This window comes from Tritonibacter scottomollicae, from assembly GCF_032924845.1.
GTDB lineage: Bacteria > Pseudomonadota > Alphaproteobacteria > Rhodobacterales > Rhodobacteraceae > Epibacterium > Epibacterium scottomollicae.
This window is the reverse complement of record NZ_CP136704.1, coordinates 714396-734179: the sequence shown is the minus strand read 5'-3', so window position 1 is coordinate 734179 and position 19784 is coordinate 714396. Positions and strand designations below refer to the sequence as shown.

Below are 19784 nucleotides of genomic sequence, written 5' to 3'. Positions count from 1 at the left end.
AGTCGCAGTCATCCCGCCAAAATAAAGGGCGGGACGCATGCGCGTGGGTCTCTTGATCTGCCTCGGGCCAGCGGTTCGGGTGACTTTGGCGTCACATCTCCTGCGCTGGTTTAACGCCAAGAATACCAAGACCAGCAGAAATGACAATGGAAACAGAGCGGGCAAGTGCCAAATTAGCATGTGTTGCCGTTTGGCTGCTCTCATTAACAAATCGTAAACTCATTTCAGATTTGCCAAGGTGGTATAGCCCATGCAGGTCCGACGCCAGATCATAGAGGAAAAAGGCGATCCGGTGCGGCTCATTGGTGCGTGCAGCAATCTCTACCTGACGGGGCCATTCGGCGATCTTCCGCGCAACCGACAGCTGTGCATCGTGAGCAAGCGTGCTCAGGTCGGCTGATGCGAGGGTCGCGTCGTCGGTGGCGATGCCCGCCTCCGACGCCTTGCGCAGGGTCGAATGGATGCGCGCATTGGCATATTGCACGTAGAACACCGGATTGTCCTTGGACTGCTCCAGCGCCTTGTCGAGATCAAAGTCGAAGCCCTGATCGTTCTTGCGCGTCAACAGCATGAAGCGCGTCACATCCGCGCCCACTGCCTCGACCACGTCGCGCAGGGTGACAAAGGTCCCTGCCCGCTTGGACATCTTGAATTCCTGGCCGTCCTTGAACAGCTTAACCAGCTGGCAGAGCTTGATGTCCAGCGGAACCTGACCATCGGACAGAGCTGATACCGCTGCCTTCATCCGCTTGACATAACCACCGTGGTCCGCACCGAAGATATCGATCAGCATGTCAAAGCCACGGCTGACCTTGTCGTAGTGATAGGCGATATCCGGCGCAAAATAGGTCCAGGCCCCATCGGATTTCTTCACGGGGCGGTCAACGTCATCGCCATGTTCGGTGGATTTGAACAAGGTCTGCTCGCGGGGCTCCCAATCATCAGGTTTCTTGCCCTTCGGCGGCTCCAGCACGCCTTCGTAGATCAGCCCCTTTGCATCAAGGCTCTCCAGAGCGGTTTCGATCCGCCCGGTGCCATAGAGCGATTTTTCCGAATAGAAGACATCCATCTTAATACCCAGAAGCGCCAGATCGCCCCGGATCAGATCCATCATCATCTCGGTGGCGGCGTTGCGGATTTCCTCCAGCCAGATTTCCTCGGGCTGATCGATGAACTGCGCGCCGTACTTGTCCTTCAGCGCGGCCCCGACATCCTTCAGGTATTCGCCAGGATAGGTGCCGTCTGGGAATTCCACCGTCTGACCATGCGCCTCGAGGTAACGCAGGTAGGCCGAGCGCGCCAGAACATCGACCTGCGCGCCGCCGTCGTTGATGTAGTATTCGCGGGTGACCTCATAGCCAGCGTAGTCCAGCAGGCTCGCCAGCGCGTCGCCAAACACCGCACCTCGGGTATGGCCCACATGCAGCGGCCCGGTTGGGTTGGCAGAGACATACTCCACGTTGACCTTCTTGCCCTGCCCCAGATCGGAGCGGCCATAGGCCTCGCCACCCTTCAGCACCTTGCCCAGAACCTCCTGCCAGACCGATGCCTCAAGGCGCAGGTTCAAGAACCCCGGCCCGGCCACCTCGGCAGAGGCGACGCGCGTGTCCGCCCCCAGCTTTGCGGCCAGCGCCTCGGCAATGTCGCGGGGCTTCATCTTGGCAGGCTTTGCCAGAACCATCGCCGCATTGGTTGCCATATCGCCATGCGCCGCATCTCGGGGGGGTTCCACCGCGACATTGGCAAAATCGAGCCCCTCAGGCAGGGTCCCTTCGGCCGTCATGGCCGCGAGGCTATCAATCACAAGCGTACGGATATCGGTAAAGAGGTTCATGTCTGGCGTCCTTTGGTTCAGCCTCAGCGGATACCGAGGGGCGCGCTCAGGGTCAACAGTCGAAGCAGGCGCGCCCAGTGGCCGCGCGCGAACTCTGCGGCGCGACATCGCCCGATCTGCCCCCTTCAAAGGGGGGCACCACCAGCCCAATCCTGCTCAAAGTGAACCACCGCGCGCGACGCAGAAGGGGTTTAGACGCCGCGATACCAGCGCCCCTTCAGCTTTTTGCTAAATACCTCGGAGCGCGAGGCAGCGCCTCGCTTCCCCACACTGCAGCACCTGCCGTCAGTCTCGGAGGTCCCCCAGCGCCAACTGATCATAGAGCTGCAGCGCAAAGCGGTCGGTCATCCCGGCGATATAGTCCGACACGATCCGCGCCCGCTCCACCTCTGTGGCAGCAGCACGGATGTCATCATGCCAGCGCTCCGGCATCGCCATCGTATTCTCCAGATAGTAGGTGAACAACGCCTTCACCACATGTGCGACCCGCTCCCGCACCACCATCACCGACGGGGCACGATACATGCGGGTGAACAGGAACGCGCGCAGCTCTTTCAGCTGACGCCATATCTCATCCGAGAATGTCACGACCGAGTGGTCAAGCGCCCGGATCTCCTGCACCGACTGGGCGCCAGAGGCGGCCAGTTTCCGGCGCGCGGTGTCGATCACATCACTGACCATCACGCCGAACACCCGGCGCAGCGCCTCGTGCCGACGGCGGTTCGCATCCAGCCCGGGGTATGTCTCGTCGACCTGCGCATAGGCGGGGCCGATCAGAGACAGACCGCAAATATCGTCATCACTGAACAATCCGGCCCGCAGCCCGTCATGCAGGTCGTGATTGTTATAGGCCACATCATCCGCCAGCGCCGCTACCTGCGCCTCGGCGCTGGCGTAGGTGTGAAGCTCCAGATCAATCGCCTGATTGCAGGCTGCAAGCGCCCAGGGCAGATCCCCCACAACAGGCCCATTGTGTTTGGCGATCGCTTCCAGTGTTTCCCAGGTCAGGTTCAACCCGTCGAATTCGGCATAGTGCCTTTCCAGCGCCATCACGATCCGCAACGCCTGCGCATTGTGGTCAAAGCCGCCATAGGGCGCCATCATCTCGTGCAGCGCGTCCTCGCCGGTATGGCCAAAGGGCGTGTGACCGAGATCATGGGCCAGCGCCACCGCCTCTGTCAGTTCCTGATTGAGCCCCAGTGCACCGGAAATCGTCCGCCCCACCTGCGCCACCTCGATGGTATGTGTCAGCCGGGTGCGATAGTTGTCGCCTTCGTGTTCGACAAAGACCTGTGTCTTGTGCTTCAGCCGCCGAAAGGCGCTGGCATGGATGATCCGGTCACGGTCGCGCTGGAACGGCGAGCGAAAGCTGCTTTCTTCTTCGTCGACCTGACGCCCGCGTGAAAGCTCGGGCATGGTGGCATAGGGCGCGTACATGGTTTATTCCTCGGGAAATCTTGTCGCCTCGCGCGCACCTTTCTATATTTGACTCAACGCTGCAACACGCCATCGGAGAAAACCAGTATGCAACTGCCCCCAAAAGTGACGGATCGTGCCTTTGACCGGCTGGCCGAGATCGGGGCCGCCGACCAGGGCCAGGCCCTGCGCATCGCCGTAGAAGGCGGCGGCTGTTCCGGGTTCCAGTATGAAATCGCTCTGGACGCGCCCAAAGCAGAGGATCTGATCCTCGAAGGCAAAGGACAGAAAGTCGTTGTCGACGAGATTTCCCTGCCCTTTCTGGAGAATGCGGTGATCGACTTTACCGAAGAGCTGATCGGCGCGCGCTTCACCATCGAGAACCCCAATGCCACCTCCAGTTGTGGCTGCGGCACCTCCTTCTCGATGTAACGGCTTTGTGTAGCGGATGTCAGCGCCGGTTTAGCGTCCGGCGCGCCAGGCGCCGCGACACTTTCCGACATGGGGCTTTTCACGCGGTGCTGGTGCCGTGCCTCGCGTCCGCGCCGGCCGGCGACGTCCGGCCCTCTATGCCCCCTCGCCCCCCAGCGCCACGGCGCGGGCCGCTTTGATGGGCGGGGTGTGCGCCTGATCCCACACCAGGAACACGCCAGAGGCCGCAACCACGGCCATGCCCAGATAGGTTGAAACCGCTGGCAGCTCACCAAAGGCCAGCACCCCGATCAATGTCATCCAGACGAATTGCAGGTTGAGCAACGGCGTAACCGTATAGGCTGGCAACTGACGCAGCGCCAAGACCAGCAACCAGCGCGCGCCGAACAGAACAACAGCATAGGTACAGATCCAGCCCCAGTCGGCCACCGCCATCGGCCGCCAGACGAACGGCAAGACACACAGCATCACCACCCCCAATGTCAGGTTCGGATAGAAGACCTGCGGCAGAACATTGCTGTCATACCGACTGATATAGCGCGCCATGATGATGGACAGGGTTCCGAAACCCACGCCCGCCAGCGCCAAGGCCGAACCGGTAGCACCGCCCATCTGCACGGCAGGTCGCATCACCAAAAGACCGACCACCCCGAGACATAGCGCCAGCCAGACCACGGGTCGGATCCGCTCCTTCAGGATCAACCCCGACAGCAGCGCTGCAAAAAGCGGCATCAACGCGATGAAGACAAACACCTCGGCGAGCGCCAGATACCGGAAGGCAAAAAAGAACGACGTGCAGGCCAGAACCGTCGCAACTGACCGCAGCATCATCGCCTTCACGCAACGCGTACTCAACCCATCCGGGGGCCCCTGCACGTGATTTACGCCAAGACAAAAGGCCGCCACCAACAGGCCGGAGACCGCGAACAGCTGCGCCGGTGCGAACTCCGACGCCATCATTTTGGTGATCCCGTCCGCCGTTGCGATGAGGCCGGTGTACACCAGCACTGCAATCACCCCTGCGGCAACCCGGTTCATGCGCGACCAACTTGGCCCGAGCGCGAAAATACCTCGAAGAAGGGCTCAAAAACGGGGGTGCTAGCCTCGACCCGGCACAGCACATCTCCATCCTCCGTGCTCAAACTCTGCAACAATGGACGACGCATTCTGGCCCAGGTTCCGGGGGCCTGATCCAACAATGTGTAAAGAGCCATCGACACCCCCCGCAACGCACTGGGGCGCGCTTGCCCCTCGATAACGACTGACCCTTTGCAGTCTGCATCAGAAAATCCGCGGCGTCCAACCAGAAGTTGAAACCAGTTGCACATAAAATAGGGATGGTAGTCGTCGTTTCCGACGCGCCCTTGCGCTGGCCGCAAGGTGAAGCTGCCGACTTGCTGGTCCAACCAACGGCACCAATCCTGCGGCGGCACCTCGTTGCAGAAGGTCAGCGCGATGCAGATCTCGGCCAGCAGATCCGCGTCCTGATCCAGAAAGGCAACCAGCCCAGCGAACAGCAAGCTGCGGCGCTCTTCGCTCTCCAGACGGATCGGCGCGCGGCCATATTCAGTCAGATAGAAAACCACATGCGTCAGCTCATAGGCGGCCTTGCGGTTTGGCACCGCGAAACAGGCGCTTTGGCGCATGAAGCCCCGCAACCTGTCATCAAGCCCCTCCACGCCGCGCAAATCGACGCCCCGGCGCGCCAGCAAGCGCCGCGCCTCGCCCCGCTGCAGATCCGACAATTCATTGCGTGCGATATCGCGGTCGGCAATCCAGCCCGCCATCGCTTCGCCCCGCTCCCCCGGCAGGCCCAGATCCTCCAGGTCGAGACAGATCGACAGGATAAAGCGGTAATACTGACGGAAGAAATTGAGGTGCCGCAGGCTCCCTTCGTAAAACGGGAGCAAAGGCTCCAATGCGTCGCAGGATATTTTGCAACCCGTGGTTTCTAAAACATTGAGCAGCTCCGCATTTTCCTTGAGCCACAATACATCGAGGCGATCCTTTCGAAATGCGCCAAAGGTTTCCAACAACCCTGAAACTCCAGAACTGCCTCTCTGCGCACGGGCATTTGAAAATGATAAAACCTGCCCCATCGGCATCCCCTCCGCGGAATTAAAAACCTGTCGATTTTCGTGATCCAGCACAGGCCGGATCACGATATCTCACCGGGGTTACTTCATCTGCTCGAGGCAGGTCGACGACACCATATGCGTTGCGGCGCCGCCATGCATGTCCGTCACGTAAGAAGAAATACATGTGGAACTGTAAAGGGATACGTGGCCACCCTCATGCGCACCATCAAGGCAGGTCGAGCTGACGAGCCCAACATTCTCACCAGCAAATGCGCCGGTTTCACACAGTGCGACGTCTACCATTTTCTTCAGTGCAGTCATGACTTTTCTCCTATTTGGAAGCTCACACTTAAAAGGTGCCCGCAAATATAAATACATCAAGAAAATAATTAGAAACCGCGCCCACCAAATGACAATATCACATTAATTCCGATCAGCAATAAACTGATTCCCGATCCAATTTCGAGTTACACACATTCAACTCACAGAATTACTCACACCGTCATTCCTGCAAAGCAAAAGTCAAAACCGCTTAGGTTGTACGTAGATATTTGCTTTAACCTATTCCAAACACCAATTCTCCCTCCCCGGAGGATTCGGCTTCGCCCCCTCTCGCCCGCTTGCAGGACGGTTGGAATTCAGCGATAGAACGGGTCTCGGATCGCAACACGGAGACCGCCATGAAGATCGCCAGTTTCAACATCAACGGCATCAAGGCCCGTGTGAATGCGCTCGCCGATTGGCTGGACGAGGCGCAACCCGACGTTGCCGTCCTGCAGGAAATCAAATCTGTCGACGACGCCTTCCCGCGCGAGATGTTCGAAGAGCGAGGGTACAACCTGGAGACCCACGGCCAAAAGAGCTTCAATGGCGTTGCGATCCTGTCGAAACTCCCCCTTGAGGATGTACGTCGCGGCCTGCCCGGCGATGACAGCGACGAACAAGCCCGCTGGATCGAGGCCACGGTGGTCGGCAAACAGGCGATCCGGATCTGCGGTCTTTACCTGCCCAATGGCAACCCGGTCGAGCTGGAAGAGGACGGAACCCCGGTGGCCGGCGGCAAATACGCCTACAAGCTTGCCTGGATGGAGCGGCTGAAGGCGCGGGCCGAAGAGCTCATGGCAGAAGAGATGCCCGCCCTCATGGCCGGTGACTACAATATCATCCCTCAGGCCGAAGACGCCAAACGGCCGGAGGCCTGGCAGGAAGATGCGTTACATCGGCCCGAAAGCCGCGCCGCCTTTCAGCGCATCGTAAACCTTGGGTTCACCGAAGCCTTTCGTGCCCGGACGCGGGGCCCGGGGCACTATACGTTCTGGGATTATCAGGCGGGCGCGTGGAACCGCGACGACGGCATCCGCATCGACCACTTCCTGCTGACGCCACAGGCTGCGGACCTGCTGAAGGACTGTCAGATCGACAAGGACATTCGCGGCCGTGAAAAGCCGTCCGACCATGTTCCGATCTGGGTCGAGCTGGACATCTGAGCCCTTAGACCATCCGCTCGCCAATGGGCAGGCAACGAGGCCATGCTTTCAGAACGGGGCATGCGCCGCGAATACCTCCCGCCCGGCATCAGCGGCATTCATAATGCCACCATGCCCGTTGGGCCGAGCGCCGCGCGCCCCGCAAGGGGAGCGCGGCGCGGGTCGCTTCGGGCAAAGCCCGAAGCGAAACTCCTCACGCATCGACAAGTGTTTCAGAGCGCGGTTTCATCGTGGCGATAGATCCAGTCGAACTGACTGACCATCTTCTGGGGTGCCAATGAGCCTGCGGCGCGCAAGATCTGATGTGCCGGCCAGCTCAGCGGCGGGCGCAGGTGATACTTCCAGGCATTGCCATTCGCCGCTTCGACCACCTTGGAGGCACGTGTGCGACGACGGGCCTGATAAGCAGCGAGGCCTGCCGCAAGATCCTCTGCCTGCCCCAGACAATCGGCCAAGGCATACGCGTCCTCCAGCGCCATATTGGCTCCCTGCGCCATGAATGGCAGTGTCGGATGGGCGGCATCGCCCAACAACGCAACCCCGTCATGCCCCCATGTCTGCGCCACGGGATGACGGAACAAGCCCCAGAGCTTCACCTCGCGCACATCATCAAGCAAGGCACCAGCCGCCCCGCCAAAGCTACCAAACGCCTGGCGCAGGTTCTCCGGATTGTCGCTGCGGTTCCAGCTCTCATCCGCCCATTCTCGACGCTCTTGGGCTGCAACCAGGTTGACCAAAGAGCCGTCTTTGAGGGGATAGGCCACCAGATGTCGCCCCGGCCCCATGAAGACCTGCGCCTCGGCTGGCAACTCCAGTCGGTTGGGCACGGTTGCCCGCCAGGCCACCTGACCGGTGAATTTTGGTGCCGAGACAGGATTGAGCGCCGGACGCACCCGCGAATGCAGCCCATCGGCACCAATCACCAGATCCGCGCCACATCGGGCGCCATTGGCCAGCCGGACTTCGGGACGCGCGCCGGGCACAACGCTGCTGACCTTTTGCAACAGCCGCACCTGAACGCCGGACCGGCGCACCGCATCCGCCAGCAGGTTGATAAGATCAGCACGGTGGACGAAGTAATACCGCAGATCGTGAGCATATTGGTCGAGATCCAGGCGCAAAACCTCGCGGCCCTCGCGGTGATGGCGCAGCACCACGGCACGCGCGCGCTGTGCGCACCAGGCCAGATCATCCGCCAGCCCCATTGCCCGCAGCACCGCCACACCGTTGGGCGTGACCTGCAGCCCGGCGCCGACTTCGGAAATCTGCTCGGCCTGCTCCAGCACCGTGACCTGCGCGCCTTTTGCACGCAAAAGCTGCGCCACCGCCAGGCCGCCAATCCCGGCGCCGATCACCGTTACCCTGATATCCTTGAAATTCATGCACCCAATGCCTGCTTACCGCACGTATAAGCTCATAACAAAAAAGCGCCGGAGCAAAAGGCCCGGCGCTTCATAAACTTGTGGATGGACTATAAAATTAGTCGTCGCGATGGACTTTCTCACGCCGTTCATGCCGTTCCTGAGCTTCAAGGCTCATGGTGGCAATCGGACGTGCGTCCAGACGCTTGAGTGAGATCGGTTCCCCCGTCACGTCACAATATCCGTATTCGCCCTCGTCGATACGGCGGATTGCGGCGTCGATTTTGGCAACCAGTTTGCGTTGACGATCACGCGTGCGCAACTCCAAGGCCCGGTCAGTCTCTTCGCTTGCGCGATCAGCCACATCGGGAATGTTACGCGTGTTTTCCTGCAGGCCTTCGATGGTATCCCGGCTTTCGTCCAAAAGCTCGGCTTTCCAATTCAGCAACTTGCGACGGAAATACTCCATTTGCCGTTCATTCATAAACGGCTCGTCTTCGGCCGGGCGATAGTCCTCCGGCAGAAACACGTCCTGCTTCATTTCGGCTCCTTCGGTCTGGCCCATAATCTTGGTCTCTTTTAAATTTCCAAGCATCGTGGCTCCCCCATGCCGCAGCGTTTAATCCCAAGCGCGCCGAATGTCACTACACAATAGTGGTGCGCTATGATTATACGGAACCCTAACATGCCAGTTCGGCAATTCTATGGCGCAACCCAAGGGAGAGTTCATGTTATTTCAGGGCACTAAGGACTATGTGGCAACCGAAGACCTGAAAATTGCGGTCAATGCAGCCGTCACGCTGGAGCGCCCTCTGTTGGTCAAGGGAGAGCCCGGCACCGGCAAAACCGAGCTGGCCAAGCAGATTTCCAGCGCCCTTGGCATGCGCATGATCGAATGGAACGTGAAGTCGACCACCCGCGCCCAACAAGGACTCTATGAGTATGACGCCGTCTCCCGTCTGCGTGACAGCCAGCTTGGTGACGAACGCGTGCATGACGTGGCGAACTACATCCGCAAAGGCAAGCTCTGGGAAGCCTTCGAGGCCGATGAAAAAGTGGTTCTGCTGATCGACGAGATCGACAAGGCGGACATTGAGTTTCCCAACGACCTCTTGCAGGAACTCGACAAGATGGAGTTCCACGTCTACGAGACCGGCGAAACCATCCGCGCCAAGAACCGCCCGGTGATCATCATCACCTCGAACAATGAAAAGGAACTGCCCGACGCCTTCCTGCGCCGCTGTTTCTTTCACTACATCCGCTTTCCCGATGCCGAGACGATGAAAAAGATCGTTGAGGTGCACCACCCCAATATCAAGCCCGACTTGCTGTCTGCCGCACTGACGCAGTTCTACGAGATCCGCGACACGCAAGGTCTGAAGAAGAAGCCCTCGACCTCCGAGGTGATCGACTGGCTGAAACTGCTGCTGGCCGAAGACCTGAGCCCCGAGGATCTGAAACGCGACGGCGCCAATGCGCTGCCGAAACTGCATGGCGCGCTGCTGAAGAACGAACAGGACGTGCATCTGTTCGAACGGCTCGCCTTCATGGCGCGGCGCGGGCGCTGACGCGCCCCGCCTGCCCCGGCTGGCACACGCAGGGCCTCAACACCCTCATGACTGCAAGGCGGCAGGCAAAAGCCGACATGCAGGGGGGCGCCCCAAGACCAGCGCCTTGATCGGGGCCATTGCGTGGCATTGACGCCACGCACCGCCCTCTCCGCTTCAAACTGATGTCCAATTCCTGGTCAAAGTAGTAGCCTTGATAGGGTCCGTTTCCGATGACGGACCAGACAGGGCAGTCAGTTGAATTTGAAACACCATTTTTCGGGATACAGCTTGCGCGCACGGCGCCCCCTGATGACCGGGTTGGCGGTTCTGCTGGCATTGGTCGCCGGGGCCTGCAGCGACGGCGCCTCACCGCCATCGCGCGCGTCGGCGTCCCTGACCATGGACCTGCCCCCGATCCGCACCTTCCCGACACGCGCCGCCCTGCCGCCCCAGCGCTCCAATGCCGATATGGCGCGCGATTTTCTGGATCTGCACTTCCGCCTCGAAGGCGGTACGGAAATGCCGGTGCTGACCCGATTTGAAACGCCCGTAGGCGTGACCATCACCGGCAGCCCCACCGCAACGCTGCGCCCCGATCTTGAGGCCCTGCTGTCCCGGTTGCGCAACGAGGCCGGGCTCGACATCCGCCGGCTGCCGACAGGGACGCCCGCGGCCATTACCATAGAGGCGGTCAACCGCTCCCGCATTCAGCGCCTGCTGCCGCAAGCCGCCTGTTTCGTGGTTGCCAATGTCAGCTCTCTGGACGAATACCGCCGCACCCGCCGACAGCCCCAGACCAACTGGAAGAACCTGCGCAGCCGCACGCGGCTGGCCATCTTCGTTCCCAATGATGTCAGCCCGCAGGAACTGCGCGACTGTCTGCACGAGGAACTGGCCCAGGCGCTGGGGCCGCTGAACGACCTCTACCGACTGCCGGACTTTGTCTTCAACGACGACAACGTACATACGGTTCTGACCGGGTTCGACATGCTGATGTTGCGGGCAACCTACGACCCGGCGCTGAAGACCGGCATGACCCGCGCCGAGGTCGCCGCGAGGCTGCCAGCCATCCTGGCCCGCTTGAATCCGGCCGGTCAGCGTCGCGCCTCTGCCCCTCTGCCGGAAACTCCACGCAGCTGGGGGCTGGCGGTAGAGACCGCATTGGGCGGTTATGGGTCCGGCGCCATGCGGATCCGTGCGGCGCATGAGGCCGCGCGCATTGCCCGTGACCTCGGCTGGCGGGACCATCGTCGTGCATTTGGGCATTTTCTGATCGGCCGCGCCATTCAGGACAGTGATCCCACAGAGGCTGAGGCCCATTTCCGCAGCGCGCTGACCTTCCTCGGCAGCGGGCCCGACACGGCAGGGCATCGTGCGCTCGTGCAATCCCGACTGGCCAGTTTCGCCCTACGCCAAGGCAAGTTGAAAGAGGCGGACCGCCTGATCGCAAAGGCCCTGCCCGCGGCAACCGCTGGGCAAAACGCGGCTCTGATGTCCACTCTGCTGGTCTTGAAGGCGCATCTGGCCGAGGCGCGCGGGCAGAAACGCGCAGCGAGCAGCCTGCGGTCCGAGAGCCTTGGCTGGGCGCTCTACGGCAATGGCGTCGAGGCCACGGTGAAAACACGGCTGCGCGAGGTTGCCGCAGCGCGCCCGTGACCTTTGCACATGAGGCAAAGCCGGGCTATATCCGACAAATCACCTGACACCGGTCACTCCACTGATCCGTAACGCACCCTGCGGACCATGCCGACCACAGACCTGGATAGCTTCCACATGATCGTCATTCTCTCGTTTCTCCTCGGCGCGGCAATCGGTGCCTTCAAGGCCCGCAAACGTGGCGGCAATGTCGCCGACATGCTGCAATACGGGGCTGTCTACGCCATCATCTTTGGTATTGCTGGCCTGTTCGTCACAATCGTCATCGACCGCACCCTGTTCTGATCTCCCACAGATCCCGACCACGCCGGAGGCCCCATGTTCCAGCCCTTCTTCGAGAATCTGCGCAACGCCGCCGTGCCGGTGAGCCTGCGCGAATATCTCGCCTTTCTCGAAGGGCTGAAAGCGGGGCTGGCCACCTATGACGTGGAGGCGTTTTATTACCTCGCCCGCGTGGTGATGGTGAAGGACGAGCGCCACCTCGACCGCTTTGACCGCGCCTTTGCCGCCACCTTCGAAGGGCTCGACCAAATCCCCGCCTCTGCGGTGATGGAGGCGGTCGACATCCCCGAGGAATGGCTGCGCAAGATGGCCGAAAAGCATCTGAGCGCCGAGGAACGCGCCGAGATCGAGGCGCTGGGTGGCTTTGACAAGCTGATGGAGACGCTGAAGGAGCGCCTGAAGGACCAGGAGGGCCGCCATCAGGGCGGCAACAAGTGGATCGGCACCGCCGGCACCTCGCCCTTTGGCGCTTATGGCTACAACCCCGAAGGCGTGCGCATCGGCCAAAAGGAAAGCCGCCATCAGCGCGCGGTCAAGGTCTGGGACAAGCGCGACTTCAAGAACCTGGACGGCGATGTCGAACTTGGCACCCGCAACATCAAGGTCGCGCTGAAACGCCTGCGCCGCTGGGTCCGCGAAGGCGCCGCCGAAGAGCTGGATCTCGACGGCACCATCCGTTCCACCGCCGAGAACGGCTATCTCGACGTCAAGACCCGGCCAGAGCGCCACAATGCCGCCAAGGTGCTGCTGTTCCTCGACGTCGGCGGCTCCATGGATCCGCATATCAAGGTGGTGGAGGAGCTGTTCTCCGCCGCGCGCAGCGAGTTCAAGCATCTGGAATATTACTACTTCCACAATTGCCTTTATGAGGGCGTGTGGCGTGACAACCGCCGCCGCTGGGACGCGCAGACGCCGACCCATGAGGTGCTGCGCACCTACGGTCCGGACTACAAATGCATCTTTGTCGGCGATGCCTCGATGAGCCCTTACGAGATCGCCTACCCCGGTGGCGCCAACGAGCATTGGAACCAGGAGGCCGGTCAGGTCTGGCTGCAGCGCGCCCGCGAGCAATGGGGCGCGCATCTGTGGATCAACCCGGTGCCGGAGAAATACTGGGAGTACACCCATTCGATCCAGATGATCCGCGAGATCTTCGAGGACCGCATGGTGCCGATGACCCTCGACGGGCTGGAACGCGGCATGCGCGACCTGACCCGCTGAGCCGCATCACTTTCGCGAGCTAACACTTTCCAAACGCAACGTTCTGACAGGGCGCAACCCGCATCTGGGTGCGATTTTCGGGCGTGGCCCGACAAAAAGTATCAGCCTTCCTGCCCCATTGTTTCGTGCGCGAAACAATGGGGCAGCCCTCCTGACCTGTTCAGTCTGTTTGGCCTAACCGCCCCACAAACCCCAGGCCCCCAGCAGCATCACCGGGACAAACAACCAGCCCTGCGGCAGCACCGCATAGGACAGCCGCCGCAGCGGTGGTACGGAAATACCGATCCCGGCGCTCATCGCCGCCAGCAGCACTCCGGCCAGCGCCATGTCGCGGCGCCCCAGTGCTCCGAGAACGAGAAACAGCGCCATCAGGGCCAGCATGCCAGTCACCAGATGCCAGCACAGGATCATGGTTTCGCGCACCTCGTTCGGCAGCGTCGTGTTCGCCGCCAGCGGGCGTTCGCACTGCCGTCCGCCAATGATCACATGCACCAGCATCCAGCAGGCCGAAAGCCCGGCCGCACTCACCAAATAGAGGTTCATTCCAATATCCCTTGCCCGCATCTGCCGCCAGGGAACCACGCGTCACCGCCCCGCGCCACAGGCACATGGTCGCAGGTCTTCAAGGGAGAGCTCCCGCCACTGTTTCCGCAGGCACAGCCTGCGTCAAAAGCGTTGGGCCGGGCGGCAGCCGCGCCGCAGGCGCGGCTGCCGCCCTCGCGCGATTTGCAAAGCAAAGCGCAACACCTCTGACCTAGTACTCAAGAACGCGCCTCACCCGCGGTCCATCACCTCGACCGACAGGATGGTGGGCAGATGCCGGGCGATCTCCTGCCACGCATCGCCTTCGTCAAAACTGGCGAAGACAGAGCCGGAGTTGGTGCCGAAATAGACCCCTGCCGGGTCGCGCCGGTCCCCGGCCATCGCCTGTCGCAACACGGTGAAGAAACACCCTTCCTGCGGCAGGCCGGCCCGACAGTCCTGCCAGCTCTCACCTCCATCGCGCGACCGCCACACCGCCGCCGCCGCCTCAGGTGGGAACCGCCCGGCGCTGTCGCCGTTGAGCGGCAGCGTCCAGATCACCTCCGGGTCGCGCGGATGCACATGGATCGGAAAGCCGAAGGTCGAGGGCAGCCCGGCGTTGATTTCCTCCCAGCTGCGGCCCCCATCGCGGGATTTCCAGACCCCGTGGTGGTTCTGCTGGTAGATCAGCTCGCCGCCCCCCGGTGCCCGCACCATGTTGTGCACGCAATGTCCGGTTTCCCCGTCCCGCGGTGCCGCCGGGTGGTCATGATGGGCGCAGCCTTCCGCATTGGACAGCCGGTTGCGCCGCTCCCAGGTTATCCCGCCATCCTCGCTGGCAAAGACGCCGGCAGCGGAGATCCCGCACCACAGATGCGAGGGACGCTCCGGGTCGGTCAGGATCGTATGCAACACCAGCCCCGCCGCGCCCGGGGTCCAGCTGTCAGACGATGGATGAGTGCTCAGCCCCTCCACAAGGGTCCAGCTTTGACCGCCATCCACGCTGCGCAACAGGTTGGCGGGTTTTGTGCCAGCATAGAGCACGCCTGCACCGACCCCCACCGACCAGATCTGCTGGAAGTCGCTGCCAAAGGGCAGCTCCACCAGCTCATAGCCGATCATCGCGGCAAATTCCGGGTCTTTCTCGGCCCAGTCATCGGTGGTGCCCCGTGTCAGCCGGGTCACCTGCCAGCTCTCGCCGCCATCGGGGGAGTGCCAAATCCCGGCGCCGGTCCACTCCCCGCCACCACCAGCCCAGATCTCACCACTGGCAGGATCCCCCACCACATGGTTGATCCCCCAGCCATCACAGAACGGCCCGCGCACCCGCCATTCGCTTCGCTCTGCGCCACCGTCGATCAGGAACGCGCCCTTGGTCGTGCCCACCAGTACCGTCACCGTGCCATCCATCACTGACCCTCCTCTGCCTGGCTATCGCTGGCGCAAGGGTAACATGAACCGCCCCACAGCTGGCGTGAAATCCCGCAAACCGCTTGTCGCGGGCCGGAAACACGCCCATATCACAAGTCATGCTGAGACTGACTCCCATCCTCCTCGCCGTGATCTACGGGCTGGGCATGTACCGCCTGTCCGTTTGGCGCACCCATCGCGAGCTGGACGCCCGCTCCACCGAGCTCGCAGACCCGCATCTGAAGCGCATGACAGACCGGCTCGCCGCGGCGCTGGAGCTGCCGCGCATCCCGGTCTACATCTACGAGATCGACCCGGTGAACGGGCTGGCGGCACCGGATGGGCGGATCTTCATCACCCGCGGCTTTTATCGCAAGTTCCAGAGCGGTGAGGTCTCCGACGCCGAGATGGCCAGCGTCATCGCCCATGAGCTGGGCCATGTGGCGCTGGGACATGCCAAGAAGCGCATGATCGACTTTTCCGGCCAGAACGCCCTGCGCACTATGTTGATGATGGTGATTGGCCGCTTTATCCCGGTGATCGGCCCGTGGATTGCCGGCGCGCTGACCAGCCTGATCGCCGCGCGCCTGTCGCGGGGGGATGAATATGAGGCGGATGAATATGCCGCCGCACTTCTGACCAAGGCCGGCATCGGCGTCGAGCCGCAAAAGAGCCTGTTCCGCAAGCTCGAAGAGCTGACCAGTGCGCGGGCCGGCATGGCGCCTGCCTGGCTGATGAGCCACCCCAAGACCGAAGAGCGCATTGCCGCGCTGGACCGGCTCGAGGCCAAATGGGACGAGGGCTGAGCCGAACAGGCCCGGTTTCCGCCGCAGCCCTCTTGCGCACGTCACCACGAGACCCCATCTAGACCTTCCAGCAAGGAGAAGGTTTTCATGCGCTATTCCGTCCTCGATCTCGCCCCGGTTCCGGAAGGCTCCTCTACCGCAGACGCGCTGCGCAACAGCGCCGATCTGGCGCGTCATGCGGAGGGTTGGGGCTATCATCGCTATTGGCTGGCGGAGCATCACAACATGCCCGGCATCGCCAGTGCTTCCACGGCTGTGATGATCGGCCATATCGCGCAGGCGACCTCTACCATGCGCGTCGGGGCCGGCGGGATCATGCTGCCCAATCACGCGCCCTACATGGTGGCCGAGGCCTTTGGCACATTGGCCGAGATCCACGGACCGAGGATCGACCTCGGGCTGGGCCGCGCGCCGGGCACCGACATGGCCGCGATGCGCGCCATGCGTCGCGGCTTGCAGGAGGCTGGAGACCGTTTCCCGCAGGATGTGCAGGAGCTCATCGGCTATTTCGGCCCCCGCTCCGAGGGCGGCAATTTGCGCGCCATTCCCGGCGAGGATACGCAGGTGCCGGTGTGGCTTCTCGGCTCCAGCCTCTATGGTGCGCAGCTGGCGGCGATGCTGGGGCTGCCCTATGCCTTTGCCTCGCATTTTGCGCCGCAAGCGCTGGAGCAGGCCTTCGAGGTCTACCGCCGCCAGTTCCGCCCCTCGGCGACGCTCGACAAGCCCCATGCGATGCTGGCGATCAACGTTTTTGCCGCCGAGAGTGACGCCGAGGGCGAGCGGCTCCGCACCACCATGCAGCAGGCCTTTGCCCGCCTGCGTCTGGGCATGCCCGGCAAGCTGCCAGCACCGGTGGACAATATCGCCGAGGCCCTGGCGCCGGAGATCCTGGCCGGGGTCAATCAGGCGCTGACCATATCGGCGACGGGGTCAAAGGAGACGGTGCGCGGAGACCTGTCGCGGTTGATCGAGACATATCAGCCCGACGAGGTGATCTTGACCGGGCAGATCCACGACCACACCGCGCGCTTGCGGTCCTTTGAGATTGCAGCGGAAATCTTGGGCGAATTGGGGAACTAAGGGCCGAGCCTGTCCGCGGGCGTAAGCAAAGCGCCCGCGCATGGGGGCGGACGGGCGCTGCCCGGTCTTGCGACCGGGCGGTAGACTATCCTGCGGCCTTGCTAGAACCTGACGAACCTAGGGCCTTGGCAATCCTCGGCAAGCGCGCCTTTTTCAAGAGCGCCCGCATCTCCCATGTCTGGCCGGACAGGCGATCAGCTTCGGCCAGCACCTTGGCCCCAACTGCGGCCAACCCGTCGCGATCCTTCAACCACAGTTCATAAAGCAGCTGATCCGGGCCCAGTCGCTCCAGCCCTTCCTCGGCGAGCAGATTGCGCGGGAAATCCTTGATATTCACCGTGACGATACCATCCGCATGACCGCTGATCGCCGACGACAGCACGTGGATGTCATTGGCATCCGGCAGCCACAACCGCGAGGTCACCCCCGGCTTCAACGCCACTTCTGCACGCGGCCAGACCGCGCGCAGGAGGGCGATTTCCGCCTTGGCCTGCACGGGGCCTTCGGGGCCGATCTTGGCCGCCGCGCGTTCCCATTCCCCGAGGATCCGCTCCGACCAGAGCGGGGTGAAATGCCCCAATTTCGCCGCGCCCAGCAGCATCTCCCGCATCACCGTCGGGTAGAGCACACAAGTGTCCAGAAGCAGCTTCATCGGGGCGTCTCCTGTCTCAGTCCAACCGGAAGAACACGGATTTCAGATAGCCGCTCTCGGCCAGCTGCGGCATCTGCGGATGGTCCGCCCCGGCATAGCCGGTGTGCAGCAGCTGCCCGCGCCGACCACCCCGCCCGATGCCACGCGCCGAGGCATTGCGGAACAGCGTCAGATCGGCCGCGTGGGAACAGGAGCACAGCCCCAGATAGCCGCCCGGCTTGACCAGCGGCGCGGCCAGTTTGGCGATGCGCTCATAGGCGCGCAGACCGGCCTCCAGCGCCGGTTTTGCAGGCGCAAAGGCGGGTGGATCGCAGACCACCACGTCAAATTGCGCGCCCTCTGCGGCAAGGGCAGCCAGCGCGTCAAAGGCATCGCCTTGACGGGCGGTAAACCTGTCGCCGTGGCCGGAGGCCGCGGCGCCCGCTTGGGCAAGATCAAGGGCGGCAGCAGAACCGTCGACGCAGGTCGCATGGCCTGCACCCGCTGCCAGCATCGCCAGACCAAATCCGCCCACATGCGAAAACACATCCAGCACAGCCGCGCCGGGTGCCACCAATCGGGCGGCAAAGGCGTGGTTGTCGCGCTGGTCGTAAAACAGCCCTGTCTTCTGGCCGCCGGTGAGGTCGGCCATATAGGTCGCGCCGTTCATCTGCACTGGCAGAGGCGCGTCGGGGGCGGCGCCCTTCAGCACCGCGTTCACATCGTCCAGCCCCTCAAGGCTCCGGGTGCGTCCAGCGGCATTCTTCAGGATCACCTCACAGCCGGTAACCTCGCCCAGTGCCGTGCTCAGAGCCTCCAGATGCGCGTCTGCCCAGGCGGCATTGGGCTGCACCACGCAGGCCGCGCCAAAGCGGTCGATCACCACGCCGGGCAGCCCGTCGGCCTCGGCATGCACCAGCCGGTAGAATGGCGCATCATAGAGCTGCGCGCGCAAGTCCTGCGCGCGGGACAGCCGGGCGGCAAACCAGGCCACGTCGATCTGTGCCTCTGGATCGCGGTCCAGCATCCGGGCGATGATCTTGCTCTCCGGGTTCACCGCCACCAGACCCAGGCGGGCGCCGGTCTCATCCTCCAGCACTGCAAGGCTGCCGGGGGCGATCTTCTTGGTGCGCCGGTCGGTCACCAGCTCATTGGCATAGACCCAGGGAAAGCCGTGGCGGATAGCGCGAGCGTTCGATTTGGGTTTCATCTTCACGCGCGGGCGTGGCGTCGGGGTCAGGTCAGGTTCTGTCATGGATCTCACATAGCCTGACTTCTGCAAGACCCCAAGACGTAAAAGCAGAGGCGCACGAAACAGAAGCCTCTGCCTTCTTTGCCGCTTGGGCGCAGCGCCGATGGCTTACATCTTGTTCAGGGTCTGGAGCAGCCCAAGCCGCGCATTCCGGTAGGAGTTCGGGTCTACCAGAACCTGCTGGATGACCTGTGCGAGGTGATCGGTGATGCGTCGCTTCTGGGTCTCCCCCCGCGCCATCGCAGTGATCGCAGCCTTGCCGCCATAGGCCTCCAGATCGGCCTCCACCCGACGAACATCGGACAGTGGCGTGCCGGTTGCCGGATCGACGAGGCGCATATCAAAGGCGATTGAGTGAACTCCGCCGGTGAACTTGCGCGCCTTTTCCGTCAATGCATGAAACCGCACCAGCTGAACCTGCAGGATTGCCTCGACAGGGCCATTCATGCCCGCAACACCACGCTCCATGGCGCTCTGAACGATGGTTTGGACCTGCTGGTAGCGATCTCCCGCGGGATCTTCGCGCCAGACAATGTCACCGGATGGCAGAAAGAGGTTCGCCTCCGTCACCCGCAGCGATCGCGGCACCACCACCTGCACATCAATTACCGAGACCGACGGCACCGGCAGCGGCGCAATCGCCGGGGAGATGGCGGCAAGTGGCTCGCCGCTGGCGTTGCGGCTGGGTGGTTCGACCGCTCCGCAGGCAACAAGCGACAGGCACAGCCCCAAAGTCATAGTCAAACGCGTGATCAGCATAGAACCC

The 19784-nt window shown here is 62.4% G+C and carries 20 protein-coding genes; 8 read left to right on the top strand and 12 right to left on the bottom strand.

Translation table 11 applies throughout. The features are described 5' to 3' along the window. Nucleotides 1-91: 91 nt before the first annotated feature. Entirely contained in the window at nucleotides 92-1834 is a 1743-nt protein-coding gene (gene argS / locus R1T40_RS04035) for an arginine--tRNA ligase (RefSeq protein ID WP_317385962.1), read from the bottom strand. A 285-nt stretch (nucleotides 1835-2119) separates the two neighbouring features. Next, complete coding sequence (locus R1T40_RS04030) at nucleotides 2120-3271, bottom strand: deoxyguanosinetriphosphate triphosphohydrolase (RefSeq protein ID WP_317385961.1); 1152 nt, start codon at nucleotides 3269-3271, stop codon at nucleotides 2120-2122. Nucleotides 3272-3358: 87 nt separating this feature from the next. Here R1T40_RS04030 and R1T40_RS04025 point away from each other — a divergent pair, with 87 nt between their 5' ends. Next, complete coding sequence (locus R1T40_RS04025; RefSeq protein ID WP_106164541.1) at nucleotides 3359-3682, top strand: HesB/IscA family protein; 324 nt, start codon at nucleotides 3359-3361, stop codon at nucleotides 3680-3682. A gap of 135 nt (nucleotides 3683-3817) precedes the next feature. On the opposite strand, the gene R1T40_RS04020 is transcribed toward R1T40_RS04025, so the two are convergent. From R1T40_RS04020 to R1T40_RS04010, 3 genes are all read right to left on the bottom strand, one after another. After that, nucleotides 3818-4720 carry a DMT family transporter gene (locus R1T40_RS04020; RefSeq protein ID WP_317385960.1) on the bottom strand — a complete coding sequence of 301 codons (903 nt, stop codon included), beginning with the start codon at nucleotides 4718-4720 and terminating at the stop codon, nucleotides 3818-3820. Continuing rightward, nucleotides 4717-5781 carry a DUF6902 family protein gene (locus tag R1T40_RS04015; RefSeq protein WP_394805015.1) on the bottom strand — a complete coding sequence of 355 codons (1065 nt, stop codon included), beginning with the start codon at nucleotides 5779-5781 and terminating at the stop codon, nucleotides 4717-4719. The genes R1T40_RS04020 and R1T40_RS04015 overlap by 4 nt, the downstream gene beginning before the upstream one ends. Before the next feature lie 78 nt (nucleotides 5782-5859). Then, a complete protein-coding gene (locus R1T40_RS04010; RefSeq protein WP_317385958.1) occupies nucleotides 5860-6081 on the bottom strand; it encodes a hypothetical protein in 222 nt (73 codons plus the stop codon). 359 nt (nucleotides 6082-6440) lie between these two features. Here R1T40_RS04010 and xth point away from each other — a divergent pair, with 359 nt between their 5' ends. Next, nucleotides 6441-7247: an exodeoxyribonuclease III gene (gene xth, locus R1T40_RS04005; protein WP_106164537.1), complete on the top strand. Its 807-nt coding sequence runs from the start codon at nucleotides 6441-6443 to the stop codon at nucleotides 7245-7247. Between the two features lie 212 nt (nucleotides 7248-7459). On the opposite strand, the gene R1T40_RS04000 is transcribed toward xth, so the two are convergent. Both R1T40_RS04000 and dksA read right to left on the bottom strand, forming a co-directional pair. Further along, nucleotides 7460-8629 carry an FAD-dependent monooxygenase gene (locus tag R1T40_RS04000; protein WP_317385957.1) on the bottom strand — a complete coding sequence of 390 codons (1170 nt, stop codon included), beginning with the start codon at nucleotides 8627-8629 and terminating at the stop codon, nucleotides 7460-7462. A 97-nt stretch (nucleotides 8630-8726) separates the two neighbouring features. After that, on the bottom strand, nucleotides 8727-9149 hold the full coding sequence (gene dksA / locus R1T40_RS03995; RefSeq protein WP_005634254.1) for an RNA polymerase-binding protein DksA: 423 nt from the start codon (nucleotides 9147-9149) through the stop codon (nucleotides 8727-8729). Nucleotides 9150-9336: 187 nt separating this feature from the next. Here dksA and R1T40_RS03990 point away from each other — a divergent pair, with 187 nt between their 5' ends. The 4 genes from R1T40_RS03990 (at nucleotide 9337) to R1T40_RS03975 (ending at nucleotide 13317) form a co-directional block, all read left to right on the top strand. After that, nucleotides 9337-10176, top strand: a complete 840-nt coding sequence (locus R1T40_RS03990) for an AAA family ATPase (RefSeq protein WP_106164535.1) — start codon at nucleotides 9337-9339, stop codon at nucleotides 10174-10176. 291 nt (nucleotides 10177-10467) lie between these two features. Further along, on the top strand, nucleotides 10468-11814 hold the full coding sequence (locus tag R1T40_RS03985; protein WP_317385956.1) for a DUF2927 domain-containing protein: 1347 nt from the start codon (nucleotides 10468-10470) through the stop codon (nucleotides 11812-11814). A gap of 87 nt (nucleotides 11815-11901) precedes the next feature. Further along, complete coding sequence (locus tag R1T40_RS03980) at nucleotides 11902-12099, top strand: hypothetical protein (RefSeq protein WP_317387016.1); 198 nt, start codon at nucleotides 11902-11904, stop codon at nucleotides 12097-12099. Between the two features lie 33 nt (nucleotides 12100-12132). Further along, nucleotides 12133-13317: a vWA domain-containing protein gene (locus tag R1T40_RS03975; protein WP_317385955.1), complete on the top strand. Its 1185-nt coding sequence runs from the start codon at nucleotides 12133-12135 to the stop codon at nucleotides 13315-13317. Nucleotides 13318-13491: 174 nt separating this feature from the next. Here the strand turns inward: R1T40_RS03975 and R1T40_RS03970 are convergent, their stop codons facing one another. Together R1T40_RS03970 and R1T40_RS03965 are read right to left on the bottom strand one after the other, a co-directional pair. Beyond that, the gene (locus R1T40_RS03970) at nucleotides 13492-13860 is read right to left on the bottom strand and encodes a hypothetical protein (protein ID WP_317385954.1); all 369 of its coding nucleotides are present in this window, start codon (nucleotides 13858-13860) and stop codon (nucleotides 13492-13494) included. A 231-nt stretch (nucleotides 13861-14091) separates the two neighbouring features. Then, complete coding sequence (locus R1T40_RS03965; RefSeq protein WP_317385953.1) at nucleotides 14092-15249, bottom strand: beta propeller repeat protein; 1158 nt, start codon at nucleotides 15247-15249, stop codon at nucleotides 14092-14094. 119 nt (nucleotides 15250-15368) lie between these two features. Here R1T40_RS03965 and R1T40_RS03960 point away from each other — a divergent pair, with 119 nt between their 5' ends. Both R1T40_RS03960 and R1T40_RS03955 read left to right on the top strand, forming a co-directional pair. Next, on the top strand, nucleotides 15369-16055 hold the full coding sequence (locus tag R1T40_RS03960; RefSeq protein WP_317385952.1) for a M48 family metallopeptidase: 687 nt from the start codon (nucleotides 15369-15371) through the stop codon (nucleotides 16053-16055). An 87-nt stretch (nucleotides 16056-16142) separates the two neighbouring features. After that, nucleotides 16143-17135, top strand: a complete 993-nt coding sequence (locus R1T40_RS03955) for an LLM class flavin-dependent oxidoreductase (protein ID WP_317385951.1) — start codon at nucleotides 16143-16145, stop codon at nucleotides 17133-17135. Nucleotides 17136-17220: 85 nt separating this feature from the next. Here R1T40_RS03955 and R1T40_RS03950 read toward each other — a convergent pair whose 3' ends face one another. The 3 genes from R1T40_RS03950 to R1T40_RS03940 form a co-directional block, all read right to left on the bottom strand. Beyond that, a complete protein-coding gene (locus R1T40_RS03950) occupies nucleotides 17221-17787 on the bottom strand; it encodes an RSP_2648 family PIN domain-containing protein (RefSeq protein ID WP_317385950.1) in 567 nt (188 codons plus the stop codon). Between the two features lie 16 nt (nucleotides 17788-17803). Beyond that, a complete protein-coding gene (locus R1T40_RS03945) occupies nucleotides 17804-19021 on the bottom strand; it encodes an RSP_2647 family RNA methyltransferase (RefSeq protein WP_317385949.1) in 1218 nt (405 codons plus the stop codon). 105 nt (nucleotides 19022-19126) lie between these two features. Next, on the bottom strand, nucleotides 19127-19777 hold the full coding sequence (locus tag R1T40_RS03940; protein WP_317385948.1) for a DUF6778 family protein: 651 nt from the start codon (nucleotides 19775-19777) through the stop codon (nucleotides 19127-19129). Between the last annotated feature and the right edge of the window lie 7 nt (nucleotides 19778-19784).